Consider the following 14,609-nt stretch of genomic DNA (forward strand, 5'->3'; position numbering starts at 1 on the left):
TAAAGAGTATGGCGAAAGAGTTAGTATCAAGCCGGCATAAGGCGTTTGCATTTACCTGGCTGATCCCCATGGTGATGGCAGTATGCGTAACTATCGGTGTGCAGCTGCTCTGTCAATGGGCCTGGCAGTTCCGTTTGTCGGTTCCAGCTAAGTTGGGCTTGTACTTTTCTGTACACTTTTTTAGTGCCTGGCTATTAAAAAGAAATATCGTTAATCAGTTTGGCGAAGGCGGTGAGCAACACCCCGGATTAAACTGGCCTCGTCCAGGCATTCACCGTTATCTTGGCCGTTATGGTATGGTGTTGACGGCGCTTCCCTCTATGGCGCTGACGCTTTTGAATCCCATACTGCTATTTCAACAAGTTAAACTACTTGTATGTCAGCTGTCGGTTGGAAAAAGAGTATCGACAGGGGCAACAGACATTGCCGGATATAAAAATAAGGTGTGTTACCGTTTGCCGTTTGAAGGTCGCTGGCTGGTTTACAACGGCGGCAACTCACCTGCAACCTCTCACTCCTGGGATGTGCTCTCGCAAAGATATGCACTGGACTTTGTGATGGTCGATCATACTTATTCACGTCATAAGGATAACGGCCTTGATGTGCGGGATTATTATTGCTTTAACCAGCCAATTGTTGCGGCAGCAGCGGGGGAAGTGATTTCGGTGTTTGATAGAGTCGCTCAGGCGCCACTACCTGGGTTTGGGTTAATAGACTTCCTTTGTTGTCACTTTGCTGGCAACCATGTTGTGATCAAGCATGCACCCGGTGAATATGGTTTTTATGCTCATTTAAAAAAAGGGTCAATTTCGGTCAAACCCGGTGATCGCGTTGGTCAAGGGGAGCTGCTGGGGGTATGTGGGTTTAACGGCTTTACCAGTGAGCCCCATTTACACTTTCACCTCCAGGATCGTCCAGAAATTTATGAGGCAATGGGGTTACCTGTTAAGTTCACAGGGGTTGAGGGTGAAGGCGTGCATTCTGACCCTGTGCATATTAGCCGTGGTATGCAGGTGATCCAGAGGAAGTAACTGGCCAGCACACCAGTACACTTTTTAACTAAGTGCTTGCTTTAGTGTTGGGGTCGAAGGTTTAATGGGGCAATAACAAAAACCAATCATGTCACCATTTTTAGGGAGTATAAAATGCCGGCCTATACAATTAGTTGCGATCCTAAACGACTCAACTTTGATCTCATTCACGATTTTATTTCAGATTCCTACTGGGCAAAGGAGATCCCTCGTGAGGTCATGAAACAGGCCATTGAGCATTCTTTGTGTTTTGGCGTCTACACCGATACGGCTGAGCAGGTAGGGTTTGCCCGAATGATCACTGATAAGGCAACGTTTGCCTATTTGGCGGATGTATTTATTGTGGAGTCACATCGAGGCAAAGGGCTAAGCAAGCAGCTCGTCGATACCATTATGCAACACCCGGACCTTCAGGGCTTACGCAGAATTATGCTGGCGACTAAGGATGCGCATGGTTTGTATGCGCAATTTGGGTTCAAAACGCCGGACGACCCCAGTATTTTGATGCAGATCTGTCGCTCTGATATTTACCAGGTTTGTCAAAAGTAAGAGCAGCGGGCAGCTCTGTTAGTATACTTGAGCTGCCCAGTATTCAGTAGGTGAACACTACTTCCAGTTTGACTTATCCCAGTTAGTTTTATCCCAATTTGCACCGATTGTTATGGTTGCTTTGCCCTCGTCCGGGTCATCCCCATCTTCCACAGTTTCATCAGCATCATTGTTATCATCACCCTGAGGTGTTTCATCAGGTTTGGTCGTGGTGTTATCTGACCTAGGAGGCTTTTGTGTAACTTGTTGGCTTTCATCAGAGCCAGAGCCCCCACATGACGCAACCAAACTTACAACGACCACGATGAATAATAGGTTGTAGTTCATATCCTTCCTTATAGCGTTATGTTTCCGGTAACATTTGAGCCTGCATAGTTAAGCGACGTCTGATAAAGCTCATTGTCTTTGACAACAATATTAGCTGCTTGTGAGGTGTCTACCTCTAATACCGTATTTGCTTTAATAAACTGGTTGTCTTTAATTACAATAATGTTGTGTGGTGAGCTGTTCTCACCACTGATAAAAATATGTCTGGGCGAAGATGAACTGGCATCAAAGACATTACCAGATAGCAGGTTGTAACGATAACCGCTTATACCGAGATTAAAATGAATGTACTCGTTTTTCCCATTTTGCATATCATCGAAAATGTTATTAGCAATGATATTTCGTCGATTGCCAACCTCAATCCAGGAATCGTCGAGGACATTGTTGAGTAGTCTACCACTTAGGTATATATCAGAGTCGTCGATTCTGCTTGACAATACAGCTTGAATTAAATGTTCTGTTGAGCCGATAACCGAGTCTTTGATGTCACTTGACTCGATGTTCTCTACGCGTGTTAACTGTGAGTTTCTTATATCGGAGTTAGTGATGTGCTCAATTGATGTCACTGTGTTTTGGGCTACGTCCTCTAATAACGAATGATCTAACTTAATGCCACTGGAGAATGTAATATCACCACGGAAGGTACATCTAATACAGGTTATATTTGAGCCCTCCAGCTTGATATTAGAAAAAGACGCACCAATAATGACGCTGTCAGTGCCTATTTCCAACGTCGGTAACTGAGATTCAGTTTCACTCACCGGACTTCCCGTAAAGCTGCCCCCCAAAAATATGCCGTTATCAACTTTGAGCGTTTTATCGTAAGTCGCTTCAATGGTTAGATTACCTTCAATGATTGCAAAGCGTTCATCTATTGACTGGCTTTGATACATTGCATGGTTATCTGAGGTGACAATGATGGGCGTGCTCGCGCTTTCTAAAGTAGACAGTCTCTGTGTTAAGTCAGCGAAGTCTTCATTACCCGGTCCATTGGCTACGACAGCTTTCAATGCTTCAAGTTGCTCACTGAACGAGGACTGTGTATTGGCCAATTCGTTTACACTACCGGCAGTGGAGTCAATGCGCGCTTTCACTTCTACCGTTTCGCTCTCTACAGCAATTAATTTGTTGTGGGTTGTTAATTGCGTAGCTGATAGCTCGTTCACATTACCCATATTGATATTTAGTTGGTTTGCTATTTCTTCGAAGTTCTCGTTAACTTCTGATGCGAGCGCAGGCGTGTTAGCCTCAAATCTATGTGTAACTTCAAATTCAGGTGTTTCAGACGCACCAGCAGTATATATAGCGCTAGTGATCGCCATAACTAATAGCTTCATTTTTTTCATATGTATTCCTTGCTAACTAACAATATCAGAATTGAACGACTGAACAGCTTACTCAAAGCGAATTCTCATTGAAAACTGTACCTATATGTGTATTTTGTGTCAATTTAAAGTTGCTATGTTGTTTTTTTTATTTATCCTGTCCGTTGCGGTTGAATCGTCAATCTACGTAGGAATATATGTTCATTTTGTTCGCAATTTACTTAAGTAGTGACTTGGTATGTTTGGCCCGCATGGAGAAAAGCGCAATCTGGGACACTTTTTTTCCGCCCTGATTTGTCACACTGACTGTCAGTTTTGTAGTACTTGCGGAGCCCGTTGTGAAACTCCTGAATAAAATTTCTTTTACTGCGATTATTCGTACTAACCCAGTTAAGATCCTTGTTACCTGGACTATGGTGATCTTAGAAAACATTCTTTTGATCTTACTTCCTTTGTTTATTGGCTATGCCATCGATGGAGTGCTTGACCAGTCACTGGCTCCTTTGTTCTGGTTCGCTTTAGTGCTGGTGGCATTGGTAGTAATTAGCGTGATCCGCCGCTTCTATGATACCCGTGTATTTGGCGATATTCGGGTCAAACTGGCCGAAATGTTGGCGTTTAAATTTAGTGCTGCGCCGGTATCGGTCAAAGACGCCAGGTTAACCATGTCACGTGAATTAGTTGATTTTCTGGAAAACGATTTACCAGGTGTTTTCACGGCGGTGATACAGCTTATCGCCACTGTGGTTATTCTGGCTTCTTTTCATCTTTATTTAGCGTATAGCGTGATACTTGCTGCAGGGTTAATGTGTCTCATCTACGCTATGTTTCATGATCGCTTTAGCTTTTTGAATAGCAAGCTCAACGATCAGCTTGAACAGCAAGTCTGGGTATTGAGCCACCGACCGCTTGGTGCGATCAGTGCGCATTTTGAGCGACTTAAACGATGTGAAATCCGTCTGTCAGACACTGAAGCCTGGGTTTATGGCTTGATTTTTCTAGTGTTGTTTGCGGCTGTACTGAGTAATTTATGGATGGTGCAACTACTCCCCGATATCAGTGTTGGGCAGGTATTTTCTATTGTGACTTATTCTCTTGAATTCGTAGATACAGCAATCATGCTGCCTGTCACACTACAAACCCTATCAAGGCTGAGCGAGATCAGCCAACGCCTTAATCAGCCAGTTGGCTCAATAACCCATACGGAGGTGACCCATGACGCTTAAAGAGCGTTTCCCGGCAATTGCGGCTGCGAGTACACTAACGCTGACCTTGCTAGCCGTTGTATTCATGACATCAGAAGAACCCAATTCACACAACCAGAAAGTACACTTGCCCGTCGTATCTGTACTTGAGATAGAGCGCTCTGCAGAAACTCCCAGTTTAACAGTGCAGGCAAGTTCTCAGGCGCGCTGGCCACTGCAACTAAGAGCAACGAGCCGTGCTCGTGTGGATTATCTGGATCTTGAAATCGAACCAGGTCAGTTAGTGCAAAAGGGCGAGGTACTGGCACGGCTGGACACCCATTTACTTGAGTCGCAATTATATGATGCGCAGAGCACACTCAAACAGGCAGAGCTTAATTTACAGCGACACTTACATGAACAGTCGGTTGCTAAGACGATGCGAACTGCTGCAAGCAGCAGCGCATTTGCCACAATGGAACCCCACATTGCCGCAGCCAGAGCTGAGCTAAAACGAGCGCAACACAGCGTGCACAGCGCGCAGCGACTGCTCGACGATGCTGTTATTGTGGCGCCTTATGATGGGTTGATTACGCAGCGCCTGGTTAGTCCGGGAGAGTGGGTCGAAGCAGGACAGGGTTTGTTTGAACTGGTGGCCAGTGATAGCCTGGATGTTCACGTGCCTTTGTCGAAGCGAGACTGGAACAGGGTCATGGACAACCTCGAAGATGGGCGTATAACCGTGCGTGGCTATACCGGGGATACGTGGCCGGCATCTGTTCGTTATCTGTCTCCGCTTATCAATGAAACAACGCGTCAGCGCACACTGGTGCTGTCTATATCGAATCCTTACCTACAAATGATTCAGCTAAGGCCTAATCAACAGGTGACCGTGCGTTTTGAGCTAAAAGCTCAAGACGGTTTATATGAATTGCCACTGAGTGCAGTCGATCCCGATGGCGCAATTTGGGTTGTGACAGAGCAGCAAACGTTACGACGAGTAACGGTGACTACTTTGGAAGTCAGAGCAGACACTATGATTGTATCGCTTAACGAAGAGCTGCCAGATGCCTTTCAGTTGGTTCGCTATACATTGCCCTCCATGGTGGCAGGTAAACGTATTGAGCCATATAGCGAGACGGTTCGGATAGCTGACAAACTGGAGGCGCTATGAGCTGGCTAAGTAAGTGGTTTATTAATAACCCGGTGGCGGCAAATTTGCTAATGGCAATGGTTATCGCGGGCGGCCTGCTGGCATTTGGTCAGCTCAGGGTGGAGTCATTTCCACAGATTGCGCCGTCCAGTATTAGTATTCAGGTCGTTTATCCGGGTGGTACTGCCAGGCAAATTGATGAGAGTATTACACAGCGTGTTGAAGAGTCAGTCAGTGCTATTGCAGGCATCAAACAAATTACCAGTCAGTCACAGGCAGGGTTATCAACTGTGACGATACGTAAGAAGCCTGATGCAGATTATGACAAGTTGCTGGAAGACGTTCGTAATCAGGTGAATACCATCAGTCATTTTCCTGTTCAGGCAGAAAAACCCATAGTAACACGCGATGAATTTACCAATCTTGCTGCGTTTGTCATTGTCTCTGCCCCACGTAGTGACGATGCATTGCAGCAGGTAGCAAGGCAAGTAGAGCTGGCACTAAAAAAGCATCCGGATATTTCCAGCGTCAGCAACTGGGGCGCACGCGAGCCAAGGTTATTTATCGAGCCTGAACCTGATACTTTGTTGCGGTATGGCATGACGATAGAACAGCTTGCCAGTACGATAACACAGACGTCACTTGAAACACGTAGTGGACAACTTAAACATGAAGGAAATCGTATTACCCTGCGTGGTGATGGCTATATCAGTGCGCTGAGCGAATTGAGAAAGTTGCCAGTGATCAACGGCCCTTCTGGTGAGGTTACCCTGGGTGAAATTGCCACTGTGCGCCGTGGCTATGAGCAAAGCGATGCTATCGTGCGTAACAATGGTATGCCAGGTATCGCGTTGATGGTTAGCACCAGTCAGAGCGACAATTTGCTGGATGTGAGCGAGGCCATAAGTGACACCCTTGTTGAACTTAAACCTCTGCTTGCAGAGGACATCACCATCACCACCATGGCTGATATGGCACCCTACATAGAAGAGCAGTTACAACGCCTTGGCAACAGTGCCTGGCAGGGACTGTTAATCGTCATCCTGTTGCTGGGCATATTTTTAAATCTGAGGCTGGCTTTCTGGGTCGCGGCCGGTATACCGGTCGCTATTTGTGGCACCTTGTATGGTATGCAGTTGCTTGATTACAGTCTGAATGACATCACTTTGTTTGGCTTTATTCTGGTACTGGGCATTTTGGTGGATGATGCGGTTGTGGTCGGTGAAGCGATTGATGAGCATCAAAGTTGTAACTCAAATTATAAACAGGCCGCATACACAGGTGTTGAGTCCGTCACTGTAGCAACCGTATTTGGTGTGCTTACAAGTATTGCGGCATTTTCACCTATGCTTTGGATCAACAATGATCTGGCAAAGCTGTTTGCCGGCTTTTCAGCGGTTGTGATTCTGGCACTGTGTTTTTCATTGGTTGAAAGTAAATTTATTCTGCCACCTCACCTGGCCGCGATGTCGCGTCAGGGAACCCGCAGTGGACTCATAGCAAGCTTTCAAAACAAGGCGCGCGCGGCACTGAGTCACTTCATACATAATATCTATAAACCCGCATTGCGCCTCAGCCTGAAACACAAAAGGTCAACCCTGGTGGTTTTTCTGTCCGCTTTTATATTGGCTTATGGTTTATGGCTTGGTGGTGCAATACGCAGTACATTATTTCCGGAAATTCCGGGTCGTTATGTGACCGCCAAAGTAACACTGGAAGAGGGGGCACCTCTGGGTTTACAGGTCCGGGCGCTAAGTCAGCTTGAACTGAGCGCACAGGCAGCAAGTCAGGCACTACAAGCCGAGTATGGCATGAGCACTAGCCCGATGAAGAATATCCTAGCCTGGTCCAACGGTTATGGTGACCTTGAGGTCACTGCTGAGCTGTCATCGGAAGCGTTAAATGCGCTACCAGCAAACACATTAACTAATACCTGGCGCAAGCAAGCCGGCATAATAGAGGGCAGTTATGCGCAGCATTTCAGTGCTGCTGAGCCACCAGCGGGCGGGACTTTTTTGGCTATTTCATCGCCTGATGGACGTTTAGCTAAGCAGATCAGTGATCAACTCCGTGAGACCTTAACCACATTGCCTGGCGTAAAAGATACCCGGGATGATTATCAGGCTGCACAACGGCAAATTCGGGTCAGGCTGAATGCGTTTGGTCGTCAGCTGGGATTGACGCAAGCACAGATAGCTGAACTGGTAGCTAATGCCTTGGGAGAGCGCGAAGTACATCGGTTACTTTATCAGTCACAGGAGTTAAAAGTTGTACTGCGTTTCCCACAGCATGCAGTGCGAACTGAACATGAGCTACTGGATATGCACGTAATGCTTGATGATGGTCAGAGTGTTGCACTAGGAGATGTTGCTGAACTGAATTATCAGCATGAGCCTCAGATGTTGCAGCGTCGTGATCGTGAGCGGGTGATCAATCTATACTGGTCTCAGGATCGAGGTGTGGGATCGCCGGAGCAAACGCTGGATCTGTTGCAAAGTGACATTGATAAACTTGCCAGCCAGTTTCCACAAGTGACCATTAAGCCAGCGGGCGAATATGAAGAAATAGAAGAGGTCAATAAAGGGTTTAAGGCTGCCCTTATACTGACTTTACTACTCATTTACGTGTTGCTGGCGATCCCGCTGAAGTCCTATTGGCAACCCTTAATTATTATGGCTGTGATTCCGTTCGGGTTTGCCGGTGCTATTTTTGGCCACGCTATCATGGAACTGCCGGTCAGCTTACTGTCTATGTTTGGCATGATGGCTATGACAGGTATTGTGGTGAATGATGCTTTGGTACTGATAACGCGTTTTAACAATGAATACCGTCAAGGTATTTCACCATCACAGGCATTGCTCAATGCTGGCACCGGTCGTTTTCGGGCGATTTTTCTGACCACGATAACTACCGTGTGTGGCTTGTTACCTTTGTTATTTGGCACGTCTGAGCAGGTACAGTACTTAAAACCTGCTGCGGTATCTTTGGTGTTCGGAGAACTATTTGCCACTTTGATCACCTTATTTTTAATCCCTGTGTTGTTAGGCATGTTTCATCGCAAGCCCTCGCCTGCAGTGCAATCTGCACAGGAGGCGCACACGCTAAGTTGACTTGGGGCACGGCCTGGGCGATAGTGATCGCCCCGGAAAAACCTGTGAGCCTGTATGTCAGCAGACAAAGATCCCGCGTTTAATTTGGTGCCAGAAATTGCTTTGCTGGCGCCGCTACCTGAGCATATGCGAAAACGATTTGAGCAGGCATTATTGTTGATGCATGAGAAGTTAGAAGAGGGCTTGAGCTGGCAGAAAATAGCCCAAAAGAGTGCCATTTCATCTTTCCATTTTCATCGCCAGTTTAGCAAACTATTCAACGAAACACCTGGCCGATACCTGAGTCGGATCCGGCTGCAATATGCGGTTTACTATTTGCTCTATCACGAAACGCTGTCTATTACTGACATTGCGCAGCTGTGTGGGTTTGCTTCGTCGCAGGCATTGGCTAAAGCGCTTAAGCGCGAGCTGGGGACTACAGCAAAAGCAATCCGCCTGATGGCACAGCAGGCAACGCCCCAACAAACTAAGGTTTTGATGGATAAGCTGGCACATCCGGGAGATTCAGAGTCGCTGGAAAAGCAGTTGGCAGAAGCGCTGCCATGTACGCTCGAGTACTGTGAAGCGCGTTACATTAAAACTGTTCCCAGTGATACCTCTGACTGGGATCAGATCCTGGATCATTATGGGGAGCAGTCAGTCGGCTTGCTGGGTATTACAAAGACGACCGAGCTGGATAAAAGCTGGTCGGCCATAGAGACTCAGATTGCAAAATCAGTCGAGCCAGGTGAATCCCATGATGCGTTGATTAAAAGCGGTCATTATTTTTGTTGCCGGGCGTATCTCTTGTCGGATGTAGCCTATAGTCAGGTACTTCATACTTTGTTTGAGAAAGCAGAGCAGGCAGGATATAAGATTGATCCCGAGGGTCATTTTATCGAGTGGATCGAGGGGGTGGATCTGGAGCAATATGGTGGGATCACGATGCAGTTTCAGATCCCCGTTATCACTTAGTTAGATAGTGCAGGAGCAGAAAATGGCGCGTTTATTTGTCTATGGAACGTTAGCACCCGGCCGTCCAAACGAACACATTCTCGCAGGGCTTAACGGCCAGTGGCAACCTGGTTTTGTCAACGGCCATTTGCAAAATCAGGGTTGGGGAGCTGAGTTAGGTTATCCGGGCCTGACTTTAGACACGAGCGCTGAAGAAGTATCAGGTTTGGTGTTTAGTTCACCTGAGCTTGATAGTCACTGGCAGAGGCTCGATGAGTTTGAAGGCGAGCACTATAAACGCGTAATAGCGCAAGTGCGGCTAGACGATGGTGAAACAATACCCGCTTATGTTTATACCTTAGCTTAATGAGCGGGTAGCTAAATCTGATCAGACAAACGTGTCAATAATTGACACTTTTCGAAAATTCAGTCTACGTTTAATTAACCGCAGTTTAATGCCTGTGTGATTCAGACACAGAACATTATGCTTGCGAGCGCGTGCTTTCACCTTTGCTCAGAGGTTAATTGATGATCCAGTCACTCTTCTCTAATAAGTCGGATAACACTCAGGCTATCCTAGATCAGGCCATTGACGCCGTGATCAGTATCAACACCAAAAATAATGTTACGTACATGAACGAAGCCGCAGAAAAGCTGTTTGGCTATAGTAAAACGGAGGTGATTGGGAAAAACGTGAAAATGCTTGTCCCGCGCGAATTTTCGACCAATCACGATCAGTACGTCAATGCCAATCGCAATGGCGGCCCGGACAAAATTGTTGGCACGGCTCGTGACATTCAAATAGAAACTCGCAGTGGTGACAAGAAGTGGTGTAGCCTGTCTTTATCTAAAGTACGTCAGTCTGACGGTATTCATTACACTGCCTTTATTAAAGACATTACGGTGCAAAAAGAGGCTCAGGAGCGCATTGATCAGACGCTTGAGCAGTGTATTGATGCCGTTGTTTCGATTGACCACAACAATATAGTGACTTTTTTTAACCCGGCAGCGGAGCGCTTGTGGGATTATCAGCGTGATGAAGTCATTGGCCACAATGTGAAAATGTTGGTGCCCAGAGCGATACAGGGAAACCACGACGAAATGGTTAATCGCAATCGCCGCACTGGTGAAGACAAAATCGTCGGCACTTCCAGAGATGTTGAGATTGAGCGTAGCGATGGTCAGGTGCTTTGGGCTAATTTATCGTTGTCCAAAGTCAACGTGGCCGGCAAAATCGCCTACACTGCTTTTGTTAAAGACATCACCGAAGAAAAAGCGCAGCGTGATCAGATAGCATTACTTTCCTTGGTTGCTAATGAAACCGATAACTCGGTGATCATTACCGATTCAAACGGGTTGATTGAATATGTGAACCCCGGCTTCACTAAGCTGTCTGGTTACGACCAACACGAAGTTCTGGGTAAAAAACCTGGCCATGTTTTACAAGGCAAACATACCTCACCCGATACCAAAAAGCGCATCAAAAAGAACCTGGAACAACGCACCCCGTTTTATGAAGAAATCCTGAATTACACCAAAGAGGGTGAACCTTATTGGATCAGCCTGGCCATTAACCCGGTCTTTGATGAACGGGGCAGTTTGATACGCTTTGTCTCAATTCAGGCGAATGTTGACAGCACTAAACGCGTCGCATTAGAAAATGATGTGCGCCTAAAAGCAATTGGTGAGGCAAATATTGTGCTGGAATTTGATCCACAGGGAGAGCTGACGTTGATTAATCCTATGGGACTCAGCGCATTGGGTGCCACGGATCAGCGAGCAGTACAACAACTGCTTAAAACGCTGTCAAGCTACCTCAGTGATGAACAATGGCAGTCGATACGCACAGGCCAGTTCGTGAAAACACAACTTGCTTTGCCTACCGGCCTAAGCGAAGTGCAAATAGACGCTGCTATTTCCCCGGTGTTAGATGAAGATGGCAAGCTTAATAAAATTCTGCTCTATGGTACCGATGTTTCAGAGCGCAACGCGGTCCTGACAGAAACCCACCATGCGATGGCACAGGTGTTGTCTAAGATCAGTACCATCATTAATACCATCAACAGCATCTCAGATCAGACTAACTTACTGGCACTGAATGCAGCGATTGAATCAGCCCGGGCCGGTGATGCAGGCAGAGGCTTTGCCGTGGTTGCTGATGAAGTAAGAAGTCTTGCCATGCGAACCACAGAGTCGGCGGGAGAGATTGGTGGCCTGATTGACGAAACACGTCAGCATGTTGATCAACTGAGTAGTTATATCCAGGCCAAGTGAGCCAGGTGATTTAGGTTATTGTGAGCCAATAACGAGCTGAAAAGGTATTTTTAGCCAGAGGTAAGTAGCATACCTGCATCGATGTACGCATCGCTTTCTCGATGCGTCGAGAACTTTCTTTAATGGGAGATTCATCCTAAAGATTTTATTTGTCGTATAAATGCTTATACAGCCGGGTCAGTTTTTACAGAGTTGGATAAACATGCAGGCTCTTTACTCCTTTACTTTGGTTTTATTCTTGTTGTTCCCTATGAAGATAGCGAGTCAGGGGGCATCATCTTTTCAATTGGGAAATCTCAGGGTCGTGACTGAAGATCTGCCGCCCTACCAGATGTCCGGTAAAAATGGTCAAATTGAGGGAGTTGCAGCTGAAAAAGTAAATAGAGTATTGGCTGCCTTAGAGATCACATCGAACATTGAAGTAATGCCCTGGGCCAGGGCTTATAAAACTGCGCTCAATGAGCCTGGCACGCTCATTTTCTCGATCGTACGTACGCCAGCCAGAGAGCATCTCTTTCACTGGCTGGGTGTGCTGATGAGCACTAAAACTTATCTTATTTCATTACGAGAGCGAACTGATATTCAAGTTGAGACGTTGTCAGATCTGCTTGACTACAAAGTAGGCGTAAAGCGTGACGATGTTGTTTATCAGTTTCTGTCTGGTAAGAATATGTTAGACACTATCGTTGTGTTGCCCGAGACCTTTGTGACCGTGAAAATGTTGCTGCGGGGCAGGGCCGACATAATTGCGGCGTCTCCGATACACCTTGACTACATGTGTGAGCAAATTGGATGTAAACGAGATGATTTTAATTTTTTGTTCGAACTCGATGAACTTAGTAATGACTTTTATCTTGCTGCTAATAAGTTAACTCCCCCAGATACTATTCTCTTGTTAAAGCAAAAGCTCGCAGAATTAGAGTGAGTAATAAGGTCAGGGCGACAAATAAAAGCCACGTTACACTTCTCATCCACTCGCCAATTCACGTTATTTTTGGCTGTCCGCTATTCGGCCACTGCATTTGGAAAATTATAGTGATGTATTTTTCCGAAAAAGGCCTTCGGTATTGCGAGCGCTACACGAATTGAGCGAAGAGTCTGTTCATCTAATAAGCCTCTTGCACACAACCATTGATGCGTAATGGGTACCAAGTGAGGTTACAAACTAAGGATCATGTTGCTGCACTGGTACAATGTAGTGAATAAACATGAGGTATCGATATCAATGCGTTCAGATCTTAAATATGACGCTTACATTAAATATTTCTGCATTTGATATTTGTGATTGCTTTTTGAACAAAATAGCAACACACTGATTGTCACCAATATTGGTGCAATCATGTAAAGGAGAATAACAATGACATTGGTACTCAACAAGAAGAAGGTAAAAAACCTGTCTGAGCAGGCGGTCCTGGCAAATGGTAAAACTCGTCAGATCGGTGGCGGAATATCTGCCATGGGATGTGGTCCTATCTCAGATCCAAACTACTCTTGCCCTGTCTCTATTAACGGCTACTCGTGCTAATTAAGGGCAACTCTAAGGGGTAGGTCTTATGGCCTGGCCCTTTACTGATCACACTAACTTAAATTGATCTCATTTCACAAGAACCCGATCAGATTGTTTCACTTTATTATCCTTGAAGGTTTTGCCAGAGATACGTTATCGCTGATAAAGCGAACATAGCTTTTGTACAATTCCATCGCTTCTTATCTGTTTTGCTTCGCACGAATCATTTTGAGACTGAGTTTGCTTTTATGCGGGATGCATCTCATTGTTAAATGTAAATGGACTCCTTTAAGCAGCCCAGAGAACGAGTCCCTTGCCATAACATAAATTGGAGAGGTCTAAGTGAGATTAAACAATTCCAGCCTTCACTATTACATAATGAAGCACATAATAGACAAGGGAAATGCTCCTAAAGTTGCTGAGATGGCAGGAGTCTTTAAAGTTGCTACAGATGAGATGATCACTGCGCTGAAAGCACTTCAGGATTATCATGGGGTTGTGTTGCATCCCGAATCTTCAGAGGTATGGGTAATGCACCCGTTCTCATGCGCACCAACAAACTTCTGGATCGAGTCTGATGGTGGCAGTTGGTGGGGAAATTGTGCCTGGTGTGCACTCGGTGCTGCGGCTTTACTTGACAAGGATTTGACGATCACAACTAATTTAGGTGCAGAATCCAGGCAAGTCACGATTGAAATCAGGGCTGGCAAAGTGATGAATGAGAACTTATTCATCCATTTTCCGATTCCTATGATTGAAGCCTGGGACAATGTTATTTATACATGCAGTACCATGCTTGTGTTTGAGTCTGAGTCCGACATTGAGAGCTGGTGTGAGCGTCACTGCATGGAAAAGGGCGACGTACAACCAATCAACAAGGTGTGGGAATTTTCTAAAGTTTGGTATGGAAACCACTTAAGTCCCAACTGGATGAAGTGGTCTGTCGATGAAGCAAAAGAGATCTTTGCACGGTTCAACCTGGTCAATCTGGTTTGGGATATGCCGTCAAACAACAGTCGGTTCTGAGGAGCGCAGGGTTGTGGCGGGGGATGCACTCACAGGGTTTACAAATCTATGAGAAACTAGACATGTAAACGTGACAACAGTTTTGAATATTAGAAGTGTACCGAGTAAATGTTTAGTTCCTCTTCATTGATGATGGCGCATTAACTCTAATATTCGAAGGTCTCTCTGGCCAAAGTTCGATAAGGCTTTC

The 14,609-nt window shown here is 45.9% G+C and carries 13 protein-coding genes; 11 read left to right on the top strand and 2 right to left on the bottom strand.

Annotated features, from left to right (window positions below; all coding sequences use genetic code 11):
* The first annotated feature begins 8 nt into the window (after positions 1-8).
* Both CWC22_RS09520 and CWC22_RS09525 read left to right on the top strand, forming a co-directional pair.
* On the top strand, positions 9-1,031 hold the full coding sequence (locus tag CWC22_RS09520; protein ID WP_138538276.1) for a M23 family metallopeptidase: 1,023 nt from the start codon (positions 9-11) through the stop codon (positions 1,029-1,031).
* A gap of 114 nt (positions 1,032-1,145) precedes the next feature.
* The gene (locus CWC22_RS09525; RefSeq protein WP_138538275.1) at positions 1,146-1,580 is read left to right on the top strand and encodes a GNAT family N-acetyltransferase; all 435 of its coding nucleotides are present in this window, start codon (positions 1,146-1,148) and stop codon (positions 1,578-1,580) included.
* A gap of 57 nt (positions 1,581-1,637) precedes the next feature.
* Here the strand turns inward: CWC22_RS09525 and CWC22_RS09530 are convergent, their stop codons facing one another.
* Complete coding sequence (locus CWC22_RS09530; protein ID WP_138538274.1) at positions 1,638-1,907, bottom strand: hypothetical protein; 270 nt, start codon at positions 1,905-1,907, stop codon at positions 1,638-1,640.
* 8 nt (positions 1,908-1,915) lie between these two features.
* The gene (locus CWC22_RS09535) at positions 1,916-3,253 is read right to left on the bottom strand and encodes a hypothetical protein (protein ID WP_138538273.1); all 1,338 of its coding nucleotides are present in this window, start codon (positions 3,251-3,253) and stop codon (positions 1,916-1,918) included.
* A gap of 317 nt (positions 3,254-3,570) precedes the next feature.
* Here CWC22_RS09535 and CWC22_RS09540 point away from each other — a divergent pair, with 317 nt between their 5' ends.
* From CWC22_RS09540 to CWC22_RS09580, 9 genes are all read left to right on the top strand, one after another.
* Positions 3,571-4,458 carry an ABC transporter six-transmembrane domain-containing protein gene (locus tag CWC22_RS09540; protein WP_138538272.1) on the top strand — a complete coding sequence of 296 codons (888 nt, stop codon included), beginning with the start codon at positions 3,571-3,573 and terminating at the stop codon, positions 4,456-4,458.
* Positions 4,448-5,590 carry an efflux RND transporter periplasmic adaptor subunit gene (locus CWC22_RS09545; RefSeq protein WP_138538271.1) on the top strand — a complete coding sequence of 381 codons (1,143 nt, stop codon included), beginning with the start codon at positions 4,448-4,450 and terminating at the stop codon, positions 5,588-5,590. The genes CWC22_RS09540 and CWC22_RS09545 overlap by 11 nt, the downstream gene beginning before the upstream one ends.
* Complete coding sequence (locus CWC22_RS09550; protein ID WP_138538270.1) at positions 5,587-8,679, top strand: efflux RND transporter permease subunit; 3,093 nt, start codon at positions 5,587-5,589, stop codon at positions 8,677-8,679. The genes CWC22_RS09545 and CWC22_RS09550 overlap by 4 nt, the downstream gene beginning before the upstream one ends.
* Positions 8,680-8,733: 54 nt before the next feature.
* Positions 8,734-9,633, top strand: coding sequence for an AraC family transcriptional regulator (locus CWC22_RS09555; protein WP_138538269.1), 900 nt, complete (start codon positions 8,734-8,736; stop codon positions 9,631-9,633).
* 22 nt (positions 9,634-9,655) lie between these two features.
* Positions 9,656-9,979, top strand: a complete 324-nt coding sequence (locus CWC22_RS09560) for a gamma-glutamylcyclotransferase family protein (protein ID WP_138538268.1) — start codon at positions 9,656-9,658, stop codon at positions 9,977-9,979.
* 161 nt (positions 9,980-10,140) lie between these two features.
* Entirely contained in the window at positions 10,141-11,886 is a 1,746-nt protein-coding gene (locus CWC22_RS24550) for a PAS domain S-box protein (RefSeq protein ID WP_138538267.1), read from the top strand.
* A gap of 250 nt (positions 11,887-12,136) precedes the next feature.
* Positions 12,137-12,811 carry a substrate-binding periplasmic protein gene (locus tag CWC22_RS09570; protein ID WP_164517508.1) on the top strand — a complete coding sequence of 225 codons (675 nt, stop codon included), beginning with the start codon at positions 12,137-12,139 and terminating at the stop codon, positions 12,809-12,811.
* 432 nt (positions 12,812-13,243) lie between these two features.
* The gene (locus CWC22_RS09575; RefSeq protein WP_171045059.1) at positions 13,244-13,411 is read left to right on the top strand and encodes a hypothetical protein; all 168 of its coding nucleotides are present in this window, start codon (positions 13,244-13,246) and stop codon (positions 13,409-13,411) included.
* A gap of 324 nt (positions 13,412-13,735) precedes the next feature.
* Positions 13,736-14,419 carry an alkylmercury lyase family protein gene (locus CWC22_RS09580; protein WP_138538265.1) on the top strand — a complete coding sequence of 228 codons (684 nt, stop codon included), beginning with the start codon at positions 13,736-13,738 and terminating at the stop codon, positions 14,417-14,419.
* The last annotated feature ends 190 nt before the right edge of the window (positions 14,420-14,609 follow it).

It is taken from the genome of Pseudoalteromonas rubra, assembly GCF_005886805.2.
Lineage (GTDB): Bacteria > Pseudomonadota > Gammaproteobacteria > Enterobacterales > Alteromonadaceae > Pseudoalteromonas > Pseudoalteromonas rubra_D.